Here is a 16,188-nt window from a genome sequence, read left to right on the forward strand (position 1 = left end):
ACGTGTCCGGCGGCGTCCGGGCGCTGGACGTGCCGCACGCCCCCCGCCATGCTGCCCTGGTCGCCGGTGACCACGCACCTGAACCAGGGCGGGCGAGGCGGCCCCTCTCTTCTTCCGCGCGGCGGAGGCACCGACACCGTGCCTCCGCGGCCTCCCCTCCCCTGCCGTTCCGGGCCGAGTCCGGGCCCGGCCTCCGACGAACTTCCGTGGAGCCTTCGTGAACTCCCCGCACCGTCCCCCGCGGACCGGCAGTCGCCGTCCGCGTCGGCCCCACCGCCACGCCTGGGCCGTGGTGGTGGGCTACGCCGTCCATGTCGTGGTCTCGGCCCTCTTCCCCGCCCTGATGAGCACGCGGGTCGTGGGCCACCTGAGCGTCGGCCTGTGCCTCATGGGCGCGCTGGCGGCCGCCATGGGCGTCGCCCTGGTCCGCTCGGGGCGCGACGACCGCCCCGGGTCCCCGGACGCCGACGCACCCGGTGTGACGGCCGGTCAGGAGCGGTGGACGTGAGCGGCGGCTCCCAGGCGACCACCGTGGTGGGGTTGCTCGTCTTCATGGCCCTCTGCGGTCTGTTGTGCGTGGTGACCAACTCGGGCTCGGAGGACGGCGACGAGGGTCCAGGCGGGGATGCGGCGAGCGGCGGCCTGAGGCCGTGGCAACAGGGCCTCGCGATCAGCGGCACGGGCATGTCGTCGGTCAGCCTGATGGCGATCACGGGGATGGTGGCGGTCACCGGCCACGACGGGGTGATGCTGCTCCTCGGCATGGTGCTGAGCATGGTCCTGCTGGCCATGGTGTTCGCCGAGCCGCTGCGCCGGGCCGGACGGCGGACGGTCGGCGGCGCGGTGGCACGCCGGCTGCCGGGGGCCTCGGTCCGGGTCCCCCTCGCGCTGGTGACCCTCCTGGTGTGCCTGTGCTTCCTGGTTCTCCAGCTGTCGGCGGTCGGAGCCATGACCGCGCACGTCCTCGGCCTGTCCGGCACCGGCCCCAGGACGGCGTGCATCATGACCGTCGGGGCGCTCATGGTGTCGCTCGCCGTGACGGGCGGCCTGCGCGGCACCGCGCTGGTGCAGATCGTGAAGGTGGGCGTGCTGCTGCTCGTGTACGCGGCCCTGGCCCTCGTCGTCCTGCGCCGGTTCTCGTGGGACCCGGACCGGCTGCTGGCGGCAGCCGTGGACGGGAGCCCCTTCGGGGAGGCGCTGCTCGGTTCGGGCGTGCAGTACGGCTCCGACGCCGTCGGTGTCCTGAACCAGGTCGGCACGGCGATCGCCCTTCCGCTCGGCATCGCCTGTCTGCCCCAGGTGACGATGCGGGTGCTCGACGTGCGACGGCCGGACGAGACCCGGCCGGCGATGCGGTGGGCCGTCGGGCAGATGCTGGTGATCTCGGCGCTGCTGGTGGTGGTCGGCTTCGGTGCCGCCGCGGTGGTCGGAGGAAACGGTCTCGCGGGCGCCGACCCGACCGCCGGCGCGGTCCTGTCACTCGCCGGGGCGCTCGACCGGGACGGCCTGCTGCTGTCGGCGGTGGCCTGCGCCGTCTTCCTGGCCGCGCTCGCGACGGTGGCCGACGTCGTCCTGGCAGGGGCCCGCACGGTCGCCCACGATCTGTACGCCCACGCTCTGCGCGGTGGTGGCGCACGCCCCGGGGCGGTCGCGGCCTGCGCCCGCTGGACCGCTCCGGTGATCGGTGCGGTCGCCGTGGTCCTCGCTGTGCTGGCGGGCGAGTGGCCCCTGCTGCTGCTGTCCACCGTGGCGGCCACCCTCGCCGCCTCGGCGCTCGCGCCGGTCCTCCTGTACTCCCTGCTGTGGCCGCGCTTCACGGGCCGGGGGGCGGTGTGGTGCCTGTACGGCTCCACGGTGCTCGCCCTCGGCCTGACGGCCGCGTCCCCGATGGTCTCGGGCGCCCCGACCGCGGTCTTCCCGCACCTGGACTTCCACCTCACGTCGTTGATGGCGCCAGGCGTGATCACCGTGCCGGCGGGCTTCGCCCTGGGGTGGCTCGGCTCGGTCCTGAGTCGCTCCGGCCCCGCTCCGACGCGGGGGTTCCGGTACGACGGCGGCGACCGCGTCCCGCGCTCCTGACCGGCGACGCCGCCGGGGTGCCGTACGGAAGCTCCGTACGGCACCCCCGGCCGTCGGCGGAGACCCAGGGGGGAAGGAGACGGACATCTGGGTGCGGTCGCGGGGCGGTCGGGCGCCGGAGGGCGCGTCCGCCTGGGTGGCGGGGTGCGGCACCGACGCGCCCGCGCCGCCCACCCGCCACTCCGGCATCCTGCCCCCATACGGCCCCGGGCCGGTCCGAGAGCCGGAATCGAGCGGCGCTCGACGTACCCGAAGGTCGTGGGCGGCTTCTGCCGCTGGAGCGACAAGGTGCTCTTCGGCACGGATGACACGGCGAGGCAGGAGTTCTCTCCTCTCGGGCGTGCGGATCCGTCGTCGGTGCGTCCGGCGACGTTCCACCACGACATGGTCCGCTCCACGACGGACTCCGCACGGGTGCCAGGATCCGGACCATTCCCGGACCGCCTGGCCCGTCCGGGGCACCAGCGCCACCGTTTACGCAGGCCAGGGCCACGGGGCTCCAGTACCGCCACCAGACGAAGAACCTGCTGGTGAGCTACTCGCCGAAGAAGCTCGGCTTCTTCCAGAGCCTGAAGTCGGGCTCCTGGAGGAGAGTTTCCCCTCCAGGAGCCCATTCCGATCAGAAGCCGACCGGTTCCGTTCCATTACGCCGAGTATCCAAGGGCTCCGTTCGGCCTTCTTCCCGGACCAGTCACGGACCGGATCCAGACGCTCAGCGGTAGTACCCCTCGACCACGGACCGCACCTCGTCGAGCAACGCCGGGCCGTCCTGAGGCACCGGCTGCCGCCCACTGCCCGGCCTGATGTCCAGGAGCTGTTCGTTGGAGAGGGCGAACACCACCCTTCGCAGCCCTGCCTGTTGGATGACCGCTGCGCACATCCCACACGGCTGGCAGCTGGTGTACATCGTGGTTTCCGCCGCGGTTGCCACGTCCAGCTCCCTCGCGGCCCACCTCGCCAGCTTCAGCTCCGGGTGCGCGGTGATGTCCTTGTCGGTGAGGGTCGTGTTGTGCGCCTCTGCCAGGACCGTCCCGTCCGGCCCCGCCAACAGCGACCCGAACGGCGGGTCACCGCCCTCGCGTGCCTTGGCCGCGAGGGCGATGGCCCGCCGGAGGAGGGTGTGGTCGTCGGAAGTGGTCATGACGGTTCCGATCCGGTGCGGGGAGAGGAGAAGTGAGCGGCCACCGTGGCGAGCGCCTGCCAAGCCGCCTGCGGCCGGCAGGTCTGGCGGGGGTCGCCGCTGTAGGTGTCGAGGACGACGGTCTCGGCGCCCAGCAGCCGCAGTTGGTCGAGGTCGTCCATGATCTGGTCGATCGTTCCCTCCCCTGCGAGCCGTTGCGGTCCGGTGATCGGCGCCTGGGTGAGCTTGAGAGCGATCCGGGGGGCCAGCGCGGGCACGGGGAGATGCTGCTCGTCCGCAGCCACCTTCATCCTGACCGCAGCTTCGCGCAGCCACGGCAGGGTGCAGCGCAGTGGATGCCATGCGTCGCCGAGCCGCACGGCACGGCGCAGCCCCGCCTGACTGTTGCCGCCGACCCACACCGGGATCTGTCCGCTCCCGTAGGAAGCGGTATTCGCCCAGGCCGCCCGGATGTCCCGCAAATGATCGTCGGTCAGCCGTCCCCGGCGTTCGAACGGGATCCCAAGGGCGGCGAACTCCTGCCGTGCCCAGCCCACCCCCACGCCGAGGACCAGCCGGCCGCCGCTCAACTCGTCCAGGTTGGCCGCCATGCGGGCGGTGAGCAGCGGGTGCCGGTAGGGAGCGATGAGTACCGTCGTGCCGAGGCGGATCCGAGTGGTGAGACCTGCGAGCCAGGACAAGGTGGTGAACGGCTCGTAGAAGGGTGCCGGATAGCGCTCGGCCACGTCGGGGGTGATGGCGATGTGGTCCGAGACCATCAGCAGGTCGAAGCCCAGGCCTTCCACGGTCTGGGCCCAGCTCCGCAGGATTCCCGGGTCGGTGCCGGGACCGAAATTGAGGACGTTGATTCCGATCTTCACGGAACCAAGGCTAGTCAGGGAGCAGGCGCCGCCAGAAGGGATTCCTGCCTGCTCAGGCACGGTTCCCCAGTGGATCCACCGGTAATCTGAGCGGATGACCGAGAATCTTGACGCGACCGACTGGGCGATCCTGGATGAGCTCCAGCGGGACGGCAGGATCGCGCTCACAGAGTTGGCACGGCGGGTGAATCTGAGCGCGTCGGCGACGACGGAGCGGGTGCGGCGGCTGGAGGCGGCCGAGGTGATAACGGGGTACCGCGCGGAGGTGGACCTCGAGCGGACCGGATACATGGCGCTGGCAGTGGTTCGGCTGAAGTATCCGGGCACCCGGCACGAGCCCTTGCGTCAACTGCTCGCGGAGCGCTCGGAGATCCTGGAGTGCCTGCGCACCACTGGAGAGGACTGCTACGTCCTGAAAGTGGCAGCCACGTCGATGGCCCAGCTGGAGGAGATCGTCGACGCGCTGGCCCAGTTCGGGAGCACGACCACCAACCTGGTCCTCAGTCCGACGCTGCCGTTCCGCGGCCCACGAAAACCTCAGGCCGCTACCCGGTCGCTCTGATGCGGCAGCCCCGCCACGGCCCAGAGGAGCACCCGTTCGCTCGACACGGACGTCGATTCCTCCTGCTCCCTGAGGGTCCTACGGGAAGCCGATCCGGATCACGTCCTGCTCTACGGGACGCTCGCCGAAGGACCTGACCGCCGCCCGCCCACACCGCAGCGTCCTCACCCTGGAGCGTCAGAGCTGAAAGAGCTCAGTGCCTGTGCGGTCGAGGCGTCTTGCCGAGACGGCAGACAGAGTCTCTCCGGCTGTGGAGCGGCATGCGGAAAGCACCGGGCCGCGGGGGAGGCGAACTTCATCGCCTCCCCCGTGGCCCGGTGCGAACGTCATACGCAGCGTCCGTCCATCCAGTCGGTGAGGCCCGGCGTCCACGAGGTGGCCAGACGGGTCGCATCGGCGTCCAGCGCCCGCTGCCAGGAGGCGTAGTTGCCGGAGGCCGGCGGGGGCGGCTCCTGCCAGTCGACGACGTCGTACCAGTCGGGGAAGCCGGTGAGGGCCGCGGAGAGGCCCGCAGCGCTGACCCGGCTCCGGAGCACCGGGTCCAGGTCCTTGTCATCCGTGTAGATCATGATCTCCTGGGACGCGATGCGCTCCGCGATCGGTGCGAGCACCTCGTTCCAGGCCGTCTCCCGGATCGACGAGTCGCTGCTGAGGAGAGACTCCTTCGTTTCCGCCTTCACCTCCACCAAGACGACCATGCCGAGGTCCTTGGCGCTGTCGAGCCACTCGCGGAACGTGTACACGGTCTCACCCGTATATGGGCCGCGTGTGATGGTGCGTCCATCGAGCGGGTTCGGCCCGCTCGCCCACGTCAGCTCCGAGATGGGATCGGACGATCCGGTCAGCCCGAAGGTGGTTCTGTTGTGCCACATCACGGCCTTGGTGCCGTTCTTGGTCAGCCGCAGGTCGGCCTCCACCCCGGCCGCGCCCCAGGTCTTCTCCTGGGCGAGGCCTCTGGGGTGGTTCGCTGCACGGATCTGGTCTTCTTGCCAGCCTCCCACCTCCTGGGGCCACCCGCCGTGCCCGAACACCGCGGGACAGTAGGGCAGCAGGGAGGGGCTGGAGTACCCCTCCATCATGTGGACCTGGCTGAAGGTCCAGTTGCCGGGCGCGGACTCCCAGCTGTGCAGTGCACTGTTGAGGTCACCGTCGGACTTGGCGGTGAAGGTGATCGTCTTCACCCGTCCGTCGGCGTAGCCGTAGAGAGTGGCCAGGTCGTCGCGGCCGTCCCCGTTGAAATCACCGGTGACGATCTTCATACGCGAACGATCGTACGAGCCCGCCGGGAGGCCCAGCATGTCCCGCCGGGCGCCGAACTTTCCGTCCGTGCCGAGACGGAAGCCGATCACCGCGTCGTGTCCGTCTGCGTAGTCGTACCAGGCAGCCAGTTCGTCACGGCCGTCACCGTCGAAGTCACCCGCGTGCAGACTCGCCTGCCGGAACGTCCAGCCCGTGGACTCCCAGCCGTGTACGGGCTCGGCGAACCCGCCATCGGTCTGCCCGGCCCAGTACATCAGCTTCACACTGCCGTCCCGGTACCCGTACAGCGCCGCGAGGTCGTCACGACCATCCCCGTTGAAGTCACCGGTGGCGAACTTCATGCGGTTGACGTACCAGCCATCCCCAGGGGCCCGCTCGAAGGAGGAGAGGTGCGCGCCGAAACCGCCGTCCGGGCGGGCGAGCATCGTGAAGAGCTTGTCGCGGCCGTCTCCGTAGGCGTACCAGACGGCGACGTCGTCACGGCCGTCCCCGTTGAAGTCGCCGGCCTGGGCGGTCATGGCGTCGAAATTCCAGTTGCCCGGCGCCGCGGTCCAGGAATGGAGAGGACTCTCGAATCTGCCGTCTCCACGGCCGAGCCAGGTCAGCAGGGTGACCCGGCCGTCCTCGTAACCGTAGAAGGCAGCGAGGTCGCCCACACCGTCCCCGTTGAAGTCGCCGGTGAGGCGCTGCATGTTCTCGACCCAGTAGCTGCCTGCGGCAGTCTCCCAGCCCACCCCGGGCGCGGCGAAGGCGCCGTTCGAGCCCGCGAGGAAGGTGCGTACGGCGTCGTGCCCGTCTGCGTAGTCGTACCAGGCGGCCAGATCGCTGCGGCCGTCACCGTTGTAGTCGTGACGGGCACCGGTGCCGGCCAACCGGGCACCGGTGCCCGGTGCGGCCGCCTCAATGGTCGGCGCATCCGCCGTGCCGTCGAATGCCGCGGCCGTCCCTGCTGGTTGCCCGGGCGCGGCGGTCGCGCTACCGGCACCCGTGGACAGGCCGAGCAGAGCGAAGCACAGCACGGCCGAGCCCACTGCTATGGAAGGTCTCCTCATCCAGCTCTTCACATCCCTTGCCGTCGAACGAGAAAATGCACCCCTCGGTGGGGTGCATGGGGGGCGAGCCTCGCCCGGCCGGATCGTTCATCTCGCCACAGCCATGGCAAAGACGACGACCGACGCCTGCGGGCCGTCGATCATTAGATCATTCAAGATCCTTCTACAGAGCCATCTCAATTGGCTCGGTAGCCCGTGGAGCGTGGCGGGGATCGTTGAGCGGCTGGTGCCGGATGAGTTGTGGGAGCTGTTTCAGCGGGTGGTGCCGAAGGAGCCGTCACGGCCGTCGGTTCACTGAGTGGTCGAAGGCCAGGGTCTGGGCCAAGCCGCACCGCCTGCTGCTCGACGAGCTCGGCTCCCGGGGCGAGCTGGACTGGTCGAGATGCGCGATCGACTCGGTGAACATGCGGGCTCTGAAAAGGGGACCTGACCGGTCCGAATCCTGTCGACCGGGGCAAGTACAGGTCGGAGATCCATCTGATCACCGAGCGGACCGGTCTGCCCATCTCCGTCGGAATCTCGGCGGCGAACCCCCATGACAGCCAGGCCTGATCCCGCTGGTGAAGGGCAACTCATCCAAGGGCACGGTCGGCTGCTCGTTCAGCGCCGCGGGAACACCGGTGCCGTCGGAGCCGGCCCCAGCGTCGTCGTGCCGGGGGCCGACCGGTGGCCCAGCCCCGTACGGTAGGCGTCCAGGGCTGCCTCGGTACGGCCGCCGCGGCGCAGAAGGTCGCCCAGCAGACGGCACAGGTCGGCCAGGTCGCCGCTCGCTCCGCTGCGCTCCAGCAGCCCCAGGGCCATGACGTAGTGCTCCTCGGCGGTCTCGGCGTCCCCCCGCTCCTCCGCGATCAGCCCGAGCAGTCGGTGCGCACCCCCCGCGTGCACCGCGCCGTGCCGGTCACCCAGTTCGAGAAACGCCGAGAGCAGCTCCGACGCCTCGTCGTGCCGTCCGAGCCGCCGGAGGACATCGGCCAGCTCCACCTCCACCTGCGCCGTGAACAACGCCGCACGTCTGACGTTCAGCATGTCCCGGGCTGCACGCAACTCCCTTTCAGCTGAAGCCAGTTCTCCGTTCTGGGCCTGGACGTAGCCGCGCATCCAGTGGCAGTGCGCGAGATCGGTACGCAGGCTCAGCTGCTGGTAGATCGCCTGCGCCTTGGCCAGCGAGGCGTCCGCTTCGGCCGTGCGCCCCTCGGCGAGGAACGTGCGCGCCACCTGCCGGTGCATGCCCGCGACCAGCGCCGGGTCGTCGACCTGCGGAGCCAGCGCCAGGGCGAGCTCGGCGGCGTGCGCGGCACGGGCGTGGGCGCCCATGTCCATGTACGGGCCGATCACGGCGGCGTACAGGACGACCAGCGCCTCGGGGTCGGCCAGTCCGCTCGCCCCGAGCTCGTCGATGGTGGACTCGAGGAGGTAGCAGGCATAACGCAACTCGCCGGCCAGGAGGTGCGCGACGGCACGGCCGCGGATCGCGCGTACGCGGCGCGGCAGCGGCTCATCGGCGAGGAGCCGCTCGGCAGCCTGGAAGTGGCGCCCCGCGTCGACCAGTTGACCGGTCTCCAGGGCACAGTCGCCGAGTCCGAGCAGCGCCTCGGCCTGCTCGGGCACGAGCTCCAGGTGCTCCGCGTCGGTGAGGAGGCGCCGATAGCGCACGGCGGCCTCCTCCGCGGTCCTGGTGGCCAGCTGCCGGCGCGCGTCGACGAGGTCGAGCCGCAGTTCCGTGGCGAGGTGCGCGGGCCTGCCGGTGGCCAGCTCCTCGTACGACGTGCCGAGCCGCTCCGCGAGGAAGCGCAGGGCGGTCTCCGAGGGCCTCACCTTGCCCGACTCCAGCGTCGACACGTACGCGGGGGTGTACGAGGGCTCGGCCAACTGCCTCTGAGTAAGCCCGCGTTGAGCACGCAGCCGCTGCACCCGGCGGCCGATCGAGGCCGGATCGTCCATCAGGACCCCCTGGTTCGTGAACTGCCCAGTATCCAGAAGCAGTAGGCATTGCGCACACCTTCACCCTCCCCCTAGGTTAAGCGACTTGTTCAGCAGGCTTATCCCTGCCCTTAACTCGCCTGGCAAGGGGCTGATTTCATGCGTTCAGCACGACGAGCGGCCATGGCGGTCGGAGTGGCCGTCGCCCTCACGGCCGTACTCGCCGCCGCACCCGGCAGCGCCGCCGCGGAGCCGCCCGCACCTCGCACGGCCGGAGTCGAGGTGGAGATACCGGGGCCTGAAGACGGGACGTTCGCCGGCTCCGGCCACACGCACGTGCCGCCGGAAGGCCGGAACCGACCGGCCGCCCGCCTGACGTCGACCGAGGTGGCCGCCGACGGCGAGGTGGCCAAGATCGTCGACAACGGCCCCACCGCCGACCGGCTCGACATCGTCGTCGTCGGAGACGGCTACACCGTCGCCGAACTGCCCCGCTTCCACGCCGACGCCCAGAAGAAGTGGGCGGAGCTGACGGCCGTCGAGCCGTACACCACCTACCGCAACCTCTTCAACGTCTGGACCGTCGACGCCGTCTCGAACCAGTCCGGCGTCTCCGGCGACCCCTCTCCCGACACCCTCCGGGACACGGCCCTCGGCTCGTACTTCTGGTGCGACGAGATCGAGCGGCTCCTCTGCGTCGACCAGGACAAGGTCGACGGATACGTCGCGAAGACGCCGGAGGCCGATCTGGTGCTCGTCCTCGCGAACAGCACCAAGTACGGCGGCGCGGGCTACAACGAGCCCAGCGAGACCCTCGGCTACGAGGGCATCTCCACGGCCTCGGCGGGCAACGAGAAGTCCGGCCAGGTCGCGATCCACGAATCCGGCCACTCCCTGGGCAAGCTCGCCGACGAGTACTTCTACGCCGACTACCCCGGCTACGAGCGTTACCTGGGCCCCGAGCCCGCCGACTCCAACATCACCACCCTCACGGCCGACGACATGGCCGACCGGGGCGCCAAGTGGCACCGCTGGCTCGGGGAGCAGTCCCCCGACGGCGGCACCGTCGGCGCGTACGAAGGCGGCGGCTACTACGCCACCGGACTGCGGCGCCCCACCGAGGACTCCCTGATGCGCTCCCTCGGCAAGCCCTTCAACCTGCCCGGAGTGGAGGCGATGATCGCCGGCTTCTACCGCGAGGCGCGCATCGCCTCCCCCCTCACATCCACCGACCGTCCCCTCCGCACGGGCGACACCGCCAAGGCGCTCGTTCCCCGGCTGACGGGGGCGGACGGGCGTCAGCTCACCATCCGCTGGTACCTGGACGGGCGGGAGATGAAGTCTCTCGCGGGCCGCGACCGCGTACGGGTGTCCGACCTGGCCCTGCGGCTGCTCGACCTCCGGAAGCACACGCTGTCCCTCACGGCCGAGGACCGCACACCTTCGGTGCGGGACCGCGGCATCGCCCGAACGATGAGGTCCACCGTCAGCTGGACGATCCGGCTCTGACGGCTGCGGCGGGCGTACGCCGCGGTGCGCAGCCGACTCGGGGACGCGTGACTCGGGGCGCGGCCGGGCCGTATCCCGCTGGGGTCACCCAAGCGGCAGCCAGGTCCGGCGCCGGCTGCCGTGAGGTCACGAGGACCAGTCGTGCTCCGTGACCCGAGGCTCCCGTCGAGGGCTCGGCCGCCCCGAAGCTCCCCGCCCTCCGTTCCCGCCCTGCCTTCCCGCGACGCTGCCCAGCCAGCCGAGCAGAAAGCCGGCGGGAATCGACACGAGGACGACCGTCTCCAGCGGGAACCAGTCGATGTGCCACTCCGGGAAGAGCGCCGAAGGGGTGCCCGAGAAGACGGGGCTGGAGACCTGGAGTCCGCCGGTGCAGCCCAGGCCCCCGTACAGCGTCCAGAGCAGCCCGGATCGGGTGTAGCCGCTCCAGAAGAGGGAGTACACCAGCGCCGGGAGCAGGCAGGAGGCGGCCACCGCCAGGGACAGCGTCGTCAGGAACAGGACGTTCCATCCCTGCACCCAGACGGCCAGCAGGATGCTCAGGATTCCGACCCCGGCAGACGCCAGGCGGGCGGCGGCCACCTCCCGGCCCTCGGTCGTGCGTCCACGGCGCAGGGCCTTCGTGTACAGGTCGTGGGCGATCGCCCCCGCGGCCGCCAGGGTGATGCTCGCCACGGCGGCCAGCGTGGTGAGGAACACGGCACAGGAGACCAGGACGACGAGCAGCGCCCCGTTCGTGTGGGTCGAGGAGCCGCCCGCGAGTTCGCCGGTGAGCAGCAGCAGGGTGCTGTTGCCGCCGGGGTCCGCGGCCAGGATCGCCGGTGTGCCGATCAACGCGGCGCCCCCGAAGCCGATCAGCGCAACAGCGAGGCAGAACGCGCCGACGGCGCCGATCGTGTGCCGCACCGTACGACGCGCGGTGGCCCCGTCGGAAGCCGTGCCGAGTTGCATGGCGACGTGCGGCAGGCACGCCACTCCCAGTACCACGGTGATCACCAGGCCGATGAAGTCGAGCGTGCCTTCGAGGTCGTTGCTCGCGGCGAAGCGGAGGCCGGGACGCATATAGCCGGCAGGCCGGCCGCTGCCCTGTCCGGCGGCGTCGATCAAGGAATCGGGGCTCCAGTGAAAACGATGGAGCAGCACCGCTGCCACCGTCAGGGCGGCGCCGAACAGCACCAGCGTCTTCATCATCTGGATGACGATCGCGCCGCGCATGCCGCCGAACACCGTGGCGCAGACGACCAGTGCGCCGATCATGACGATGGCCGTCTTCTCGGGTCCGGGACCGGTCACTCCCAGCAGCGCCGTGGTGGTGACGCCCGCGCCGGAGAGCTGCACGACCAGAACGGGGACGCACACGCTCAGGGTCACGACGGCGGTCGCGATCCTCGCCCCCGGCCCTGGAGCCCGCAGGGCGAACGTGTCGCCCAGGGTGTAACCGGCGTGCTCGCGCAGGGGGCGCGCCAGCAGGAGGAGCAGGCCGAGTGACAGCACGGTGCACAGGGCGATGAACAGCCCGTCGTAGCCGAAGACCGCGACGCTTCCGGTGGTGCCGAGCACCACGGCCGCGGGCAGGTAGACGCCGGACAGGACGATGGCCCCGCGCAGGGGCTTCAGCCTGCGGCCCGCCGTGTAGAAGTCGTTGATCCGGTCCCTCTCGGGGCCGCTGAGGACGCAGACGAACAGGATGGGGATGATGAGCGCCAGAAAGCCCACCAGGACGAAGACCCGTGTGTCGCTGTCGAGGGCGCCCGACACGGCCGGCAGGATCGCTGGGCTCATCTGCTCTCCTCCCCGTCCTCCTGAGGAGCCGGGTGTCCGTCCGCGCGACGGTCGTACCGCACCGCCGTCCACACCAGCAGGGAGCCCTGGAGGAGCAGGGCCAGCACGCCGATGCTGGTCTCTCCCCAGACGCGGGTGGCCATCAACTCGGCTGCGGAGCAGGCGAGCAGCACGTGCAGGGCGAAGGCCGATCCGTTGACCAGGGCGAAGGCCACGCCCGGGCGGTGAGGGCGTGGACGATGGTGAAGGCGGGGGGCGTGCGGGTGGGTCATGGCGGTCTCCGTACGTGGTCGGGCGCGGCCCGGGACGACCGGGCGCGGCTGATGGCGGCTCGACTCGGGAGGAGTGGCCGCCGGCGCTCTTCGGGGTGCCCTGGCTGCTGATCGAGGTGCGCGTGCAAGTCGGGGGATCGCGGCGGTGACAGGTCAAGGCCGCGGCACGGCCGTTCGGTTCGGAGGTCCGTGCCGTTCCGGCGTGACGCGGACAATAACGGAACTGGCAGTCACGTATCTAGAGGGAGGAGCCCTTCGGCTTCCCGCTTCGCGTTCGGCTCGTGCGTTCGGCCGCGGGCTGCGCCTGACGCGCTGAAGTCCGTTGCCCGGGCGGGCCGTTACCTGCCGACGACAGCCTCCCCCGGGCGCGATGCCATCGGCCGGCAGCAGTGAGCGACATGCGTTTCGTCGCCTCGTCGCGGGCGATCCCGCCGCTACCGGTCGCATGCCGACGACGAACCGTTTCCATACCCGCAGGTCCTAGCGTCCGGCACAGCCGTCATGACCGCCCACGACCACCCTGCGAGGAGATTCCGTGCTCGAAGGCTTCGGCGAAGCGCTCGCGGACCGGGAGTACTACCTGCCGCTGCCCAGCGTGGCCGACCCCGGGCCGCGCTTCGCTCCCGGCGAGGTGCCGCCGGGCCTGCGCGGCGTCGCCCAGGGCATCTGGACGGTCTGGGGCAGGCCGCGGACCGGGCTCGCCGAGCAGGGCTGGAAGATCCACGTGTCGGCGCGGCTGGACCGGGCGCAGCACGTGCTCGACACGGTCGCCGGGATCTGCTTCTCCGAAGGCGTGCCGTTCAAGCACCTGAGCGCCCGGCTCTTCTTCCTGTTCCTCCATCACAAACACGCCGGGCGGGCCCAGGCGGGCAAGTTCGTCGCCGTCTACCCGCCGGACACGGCGACCGCCCGCCGACTGCTGGAACGCCTGCGCGACGCGCTCGACGGGGAGGAGGGACCGTACGTCCTCACCGACCGGCGCTTTCGCGACTCACGGACGGTCCACTACCGCTACGGCTCCTTCGGTGCCCGCAGCCGGCTGCGCGCCGACGGCACCCGGGAGGGGCTGGTCCGCGACGGCTCCGGCCGCGAGGTCGTGGACCAGCGGCTGCCCGCCTTTCACCTGCCCGAGGGGATCGCGGACCCCTTCGTCGAGCAGGAGGAGCGGCCGCACGTGGGCCCGATCCTGATCCGCGACTACGAGGTGACCCGCGCGGTGCGCCTGAGCAACGCCGGCGGCAACTACCAGGCCCGGGACCGGCGGACCGGCCGCACCGTCTTCGTCAAGGAGGCGCGTGCCCACAACGGCCTGGTCTTCGACGGGACCGACGCGCAGCGGCGGCTGCGGCACGAGTACGGCGTGCTGCGCGAGCTGCACGAGGCCGCCCCCGGGGTGGGCCCGGAGCCGCTGGACCACTTCACGGAGTGGGAACACGACTTCCTCGTCACCGAGTACGTCGACGGACAGCCGCTGGTGGGCTGGCTGAGCCGGTCCTCCCCGCTGGCCCGCGCCGACCGCACGGCCGAGTCCGTCGCCGCGTACCACGAGGCGTGCCGGCAGCTGCTGGCCGCACTGGACGCGTCGCTGGAGCGGCTGCACTCCGCCGGCTACCGGTTCGGCGACCTCAGCCTGGGCAACGTCATGGTCACCCCGTCGGGCGGGGTACGGCTGGTGGACTTCGAGGCGGCGTCGGCCCTGTCCGCGGCACCCTCCGGGATGGGCACTCCGGGGTTCACGCCGCCGCCCGGCGTGCTCCGGGCCGACTCCGATCCGCTGCTGCAGGACCGGTACGGCACGTCGGCTGTCGCGTTCGCCTTCCTGGCGCCGTTCCACGAGATCGCCGAACACGCGCCCGCCAACCTCGTACTGCTGCGCCGCGACCTGGCGGACGTCGCTCCGCCGCAGGACCTGTGGCAGCGGGCCACCGCCTTCCATCCGACGGAGGACCAGCCGCAGGACCAGGGCGGCCCCGGCCGCCTGCCCTCCCCCGCCGAGCTGGACACCGATCCGCGCGGCTGCCTCACCCGGCTGGCCGAGGAGGTGGCCGCGGGGCTGCTGGAGATGGCTGACGCCGGCCGCCCGGAGTGGGCCTTCCCGCCCTCACCCGAGGCGTTCCGGACCAACAACGTGTGCCTGGCCTACGGCACCGCCGGGGTGGTGCACGCCCTGCACCGCGCCGGGGCCGCGGTGCCGGAGGAGATCCGCGAACGGCTGCGCCGCGACACGCTGGCGCAGCGCGACGCGCTGCCCCCCGGGCTGCTCGTCGGCTCGGCAGGCGTCGCACGGGTCCTGGCCGGCCTCGGCCTGCTGGACGAGGCCGTCGACCTGCTCCGGGACGCCGACGCCCACGCGCTCACCGCCTCCTGCGGCACGCTGGCGGGCGGGCGGGCCGGGGTCGGCCTGGGCTGGCTCGCCCTGCACCGGCTGACCGGGGAGAGCAGCCATCTGGAGCGTGCCGCCGCGGCAGGGGAGCGCCTGCTGCGCACCCCCGACCTGCCGGCCACGCTCGGCGAGCACGACGCCCGCGGCCTGCTGCACGGCCGCTCGGGGCTCGCCCTCTTCCTCCACCGCCTGGCCCGCGACACCGACGAGGCCCGCTACCTGGAGGCGGGCCGCATGCTGCTCCACCAGGAGCTCGACCGGACCTTCCCGCTGGACGACGGCGCCCTGTCCATCTCCGACGACACGCGGCTCACCCGTGCCATGCCGTACCTGGCCACGGGCGCGGCCGGGGTCGCGGCGGTGCTCGCCCGCTACGTGGCCACCGCGCCGGACGAACGCTGCGCCGCGGCGCTGCCGAGGCTGGTGGCCGGCATCCGGGTCTCCTGCGCCACGAAGGAGGCGGGCCTGTACCGGGGGCTGGCCGGACTGACCTGGTGCCTGACCGGGCATGCCGAGCGCACCGGCACGGACGCGGCCCGCGGGGACGCCGTGCGCGCCGCGACCGGCCTGCTGAAGTACGCCGTCCCGTACCGGCGCGGTGTCCGCTTCCTCGGGGCGGGTTCGCAGCGGTTCACCGCCGACCTGTCCAGTGGCGGAGCCGGCGTCCTGCTGGCCCTCCACCGCCTGCTGGCCGGGCCGCTCTTGACGGAGGAGCCCCACCGGGCGCGTCCCCGCATCCCCGCGTTCCGCTGACGTCACCGGGCGGGCGTCCCATGAACCCCTGGGCACGGCGGCAGGCAACTCCGTGCCGAGGTGTGCAGTCATCAACCGACACGACCCCGAGAAAGGTGGTGAGCATCCATGAGCCAGATCCTCGCGCTCCAGGCCCTGGACACCGAGCCGGAGGCCCATTCCCTCCCTCCCTGCTTCAGCGTCGCCTGGAGCATCAGCGACATCTTCCCCGAGCCGATGTAGCCCGCCGGCACCCGTGGAGGGCCGGGACCGGTGGTCCTGCCAGCGGCCCCGGCCCGGGTCGTGGGCGCCGTTCTCAGGCGCGGGACCGCGTCCCTGGTGCAGGGCGGCGCCACATGAGGGGCCGGGCGGCACCGAGCGCGCGAGTCGCGCGCTCCCCGGCTGCGGGCCGACGCGCCCTCAGCGGCTCTTCACCATGGGCACGGTGAAGCTGACCTCCTTGCCGGAGTGGTAGTCGGTGTGGTCCCAGACCGACATGTGGGTCTTGTCCTTCAGCCGCAGTTGGAGCACCTCGTCCGCGTTGCTCCAGTTGTAGTAGAAGAACCGGAAGTTCTTCGACTCAGTGGCTTTCACTTCCTTCGTTCCCGCCCACTTGCAGTCGCGCGTCGCATCGTGCTC

The 16,188-nt window shown here is 71.5% G+C and carries 12 protein-coding genes and 1 pseudogene; 6 read left to right on the top strand and 7 right to left on the bottom strand.

All coding sequences use genetic code 11. The features are described 5' to 3' along the window. Positions 1-217 precede the first annotated feature (217 nt). Complete coding sequence (locus tag ACE1OA_RS03015; protein WP_386542230.1) at positions 218-508, top strand: hypothetical protein; 291 nt, start codon at positions 218-220, stop codon at positions 506-508. Continuing rightward, positions 505-2,079, top strand: a complete 1,575-nt coding sequence (locus ACE1OA_RS03020) for a sodium:solute symporter family transporter (RefSeq protein WP_386542231.1) — start codon at positions 505-507, stop codon at positions 2,077-2,079. Before ACE1OA_RS03015 ends, ACE1OA_RS03020 begins: the two co-directional genes overlap by 4 nt. A gap of 712 nt (positions 2,080-2,791) precedes the next feature. On the opposite strand, the gene ACE1OA_RS03025 is transcribed toward ACE1OA_RS03020, so the two are convergent. After that, the gene (locus ACE1OA_RS03025; protein ID WP_356605198.1) at positions 2,792-3,220 is read right to left on the bottom strand and encodes a nucleoside deaminase; all 429 of its coding nucleotides are present in this window, start codon (positions 3,218-3,220) and stop codon (positions 2,792-2,794) included. Next, a complete protein-coding gene (locus ACE1OA_RS03030) occupies positions 3,217-4,080 on the bottom strand; it encodes a TIGR03619 family F420-dependent LLM class oxidoreductase (protein WP_386542232.1) in 864 nt (287 codons plus the stop codon). The genes ACE1OA_RS03025 and ACE1OA_RS03030 overlap by 4 nt, the downstream gene beginning before the upstream one ends. Positions 4,081-4,174: 94 nt before the next feature. On the opposite strand from ACE1OA_RS03030, the gene ACE1OA_RS03035 reads away from it, so the two are divergent. Next, on the top strand, positions 4,175-4,642 hold the full coding sequence (locus tag ACE1OA_RS03035; RefSeq protein WP_386542233.1) for an Lrp/AsnC family transcriptional regulator: 468 nt from the start codon (positions 4,175-4,177) through the stop codon (positions 4,640-4,642). 326 nt (positions 4,643-4,968) lie between these two features. Here ACE1OA_RS03035 and ACE1OA_RS03040 read toward each other — a convergent pair whose 3' ends face one another. After that, a complete protein-coding gene (locus tag ACE1OA_RS03040) occupies positions 4,969-6,954 on the bottom strand; it encodes an FG-GAP-like repeat-containing protein (RefSeq protein ID WP_432752198.1) in 1,986 nt (661 codons plus the stop codon). Between the two features lie 202 nt (positions 6,955-7,156). Between ACE1OA_RS03040 and ACE1OA_RS03045 the strand changes: the two are divergent. After that, a pseudogene (locus tag ACE1OA_RS03045) lies at positions 7,157-7,523 on the top strand (IS5/IS1182 family transposase); the annotation flags it as partial. 31 nt (positions 7,524-7,554) lie between these two features. Here ACE1OA_RS03045 and ACE1OA_RS03050 read toward each other — a convergent pair. Continuing rightward, positions 7,555-8,895, bottom strand: a complete 1,341-nt coding sequence (locus ACE1OA_RS03050) for a tetratricopeptide repeat protein (RefSeq protein ID WP_384868490.1) — start codon at positions 8,893-8,895, stop codon at positions 7,555-7,557. Between the two features lie 138 nt (positions 8,896-9,033). Between ACE1OA_RS03050 and ACE1OA_RS03055 the strand changes: the two genes are divergently transcribed. Continuing rightward, positions 9,034-10,383, top strand: coding sequence for a M64 family metallopeptidase (locus ACE1OA_RS03055; protein WP_356605206.1), 1,350 nt, complete (start codon positions 9,034-9,036; stop codon positions 10,381-10,383). A 126-nt stretch (positions 10,384-10,509) separates the two neighbouring features. Here the strand turns inward: ACE1OA_RS03055 and ACE1OA_RS03060 are convergent, their stop codons facing one another. After that, complete coding sequence (locus tag ACE1OA_RS03060) at positions 10,510-12,162, bottom strand: cation acetate symporter (RefSeq protein WP_432752199.1); 1,653 nt, start codon at positions 12,160-12,162, stop codon at positions 10,510-10,512. Continuing rightward, the gene (locus ACE1OA_RS03065) at positions 12,159-12,377 is read right to left on the bottom strand and encodes a hypothetical protein (RefSeq protein ID WP_356605210.1); all 219 of its coding nucleotides are present in this window, start codon (positions 12,375-12,377) and stop codon (positions 12,159-12,161) included. The genes ACE1OA_RS03060 and ACE1OA_RS03065 overlap by 4 nt, the downstream gene beginning before the upstream one ends. Before the next feature lie 592 nt (positions 12,378-12,969). On the opposite strand from ACE1OA_RS03065, the gene lanKC reads away from it, so the two are divergent. Continuing rightward, positions 12,970-15,570: a class III lanthionine synthetase LanKC gene (lanKC, locus tag ACE1OA_RS03070; RefSeq protein WP_432752200.1), complete on the top strand. Its 2,601-nt coding sequence runs from the start codon at positions 12,970-12,972 to the stop codon at positions 15,568-15,570. Between the two features lie 399 nt (positions 15,571-15,969). On the opposite strand, the gene ACE1OA_RS03075 is transcribed toward lanKC, so the two are convergent. Beyond that, complete coding sequence (locus tag ACE1OA_RS03075; protein ID WP_356605214.1) at positions 15,970-16,143, bottom strand: hypothetical protein; 174 nt, start codon at positions 16,141-16,143, stop codon at positions 15,970-15,972. Positions 16,144-16,188: the final 45 nt, after the last annotated feature.

This window comes from Streptomyces sp. JL2001 (genome assembly GCF_050917515.1).
GTDB lineage: Bacteria > Actinomycetota > Actinomycetes > Streptomycetales > Streptomycetaceae > Streptomyces.

Excerpts from the sequence above, each read along its gene's own strand:
- ACE1OA_RS03025 (WP_356605198.1), bottom strand. The coding sequence starts at position 3,220 with ATGACCACTTCCGACGACCACACCCTCCTCCGGCGGGCCATCGCCCTC.
- ACE1OA_RS03035 (WP_386542233.1), top strand. The coding sequence starts at position 4,175 with ATGACCGAGAATCTTGACGCGACCGACTGGGCGATCCTGGATGAGCTC.
- ACE1OA_RS03040 (WP_432752198.1), bottom strand. The coding sequence starts at position 6,954 with ATGAGGAGACCTTCCATAGCAGTGGGCTCGGCCGTGCTGTGCTTCGCT.
- ACE1OA_RS03050 (WP_384868490.1), bottom strand. The coding sequence starts at position 8,895 with ATGGACGATCCGGCCTCGATCGGCCGCCGGGTGCAGCGGCTGCGTGCT.
- ACE1OA_RS03055 (WP_356605206.1), top strand. The coding sequence starts at position 9,034 with ATGCGTTCAGCACGACGAGCGGCCATGGCGGTCGGAGTGGCCGTCGCC.
- ACE1OA_RS03060 (WP_432752199.1), bottom strand. The coding sequence starts at position 12,162 with ATGAGCCCAGCGATCCTGCCGGCCGTGTCGGGCGCCCTCGACAGCGAC.